The organism is Thermoactinomyces daqus (assembly GCF_000763315.1).
In the GTDB taxonomy this organism is placed as follows: Bacteria; Bacillota; Bacilli; order Thermoactinomycetales; family Thermoactinomycetaceae; genus Thermoactinomyces_A; species Thermoactinomyces_A daqus.
In genome coordinates this window covers 1-1,097 of the sequence record NZ_JPST01000074.1, presented here as the reverse complement: position 1 = coordinate 1,097, position 1,097 = coordinate 1, and the positions used below count along the sequence as shown (strand labels likewise).

Annotated in this window: 1 protein-coding gene; it reads left to right on the top strand. The window is 39.6% G+C overall.

What is annotated here, in order from left to right:
* Positions 1 to 858: tetratricopeptide repeat protein (locus tag JG50_RS0117705; protein ID WP_152568648.1), on the top strand; the 858-nt coding region annotated here is incomplete at its 5' end.
* Between the last annotated feature and the right edge of the window lie 239 nt (positions 859 to 1,097).

Here is a 1,097-nt window from a genome sequence, read left to right as displayed (position 1 = left end):
GACTTTTGGGGTTCATTAAGGGTTCCTCTATCCTATAACATCTTGGCTAATGTCGCCTATGTAAGGAATGAATTAACTTCCGCCCTGGAACTGATTGAACAGGCCATCGATTTGTTTGATCGGGAGGGTGAAAGGCAAGAACAATACTACGTTTTTTTAATGAACAAGGTTTCTTACCTTGAAAAATTGGACAGGTTGGAAGAAGGCGAAACGATCATTGAAGAAGTAATTACAAACAGTCACAAGCTAATCAAAGCGAAAAACCGGGCCAATAGCTACGAGCTTTATGCCAAGGTGATGTTTAAGAAGTCTCCGCGGAAAGCGTTGGAAATAGCAACTCATGGTCTTTTCATAGCTTCGGAAAATTTTTTGCCTGAACGCGTCATTGAATTGCGTACATTGTTGGGAGACATCTATAAGAAGCTCGGAAAGCTTGATGATGCCAAAATAGAATATGAAGAGGCGCTCTCCCTATTTGATCATGTTCAAACCAAATCGCTATTCGTATCTGCATATACTTCATTAGGCTATCTGCAACTAAAAAGCGGCGAATTGGAACAGGCGAAGTATTCATTTTCTCAAGCAGTCAAGATCGGAAAGGAAAAAGAGGACTCACGCTATCTTGATGCTCTGATAGGTTTAGCCCAGTGGTATATCACTGTTGGTAGATCCAATGAAGCTATCCCTTCACTTAAAAAAGCGCTTGAAATAGCCCAACATCAAGGAAACAAACACAAACAATTGAAAATCATCCTCAAGCTTACCCAATGTTACCAGTCTGATCGCGGACAGTTCTTCAACTATTTAGAATCGCTTCAAAGAAATCTCTTGGAATTGGAGGACGAAAATGATTTTTAAAAAGTGGTTGATCATTTGGCTTGTTATCACTTTTGCTGTCTTTTTCGCTGTGGAAGGAACCGCTATTGATCCGACTTACAATTCACCATCTGCCTATGCTTCTGAACCCGATTGCTGTTAGCCCATGAAGGGCTTATTTTTTTTCTTGACATATCCAATTTAATTGGATATTATCTTATCATAAACCAATTGATTTGGATATTTCTTTAGCTGACTCTGAAAGGAGCATTCCTGTAATG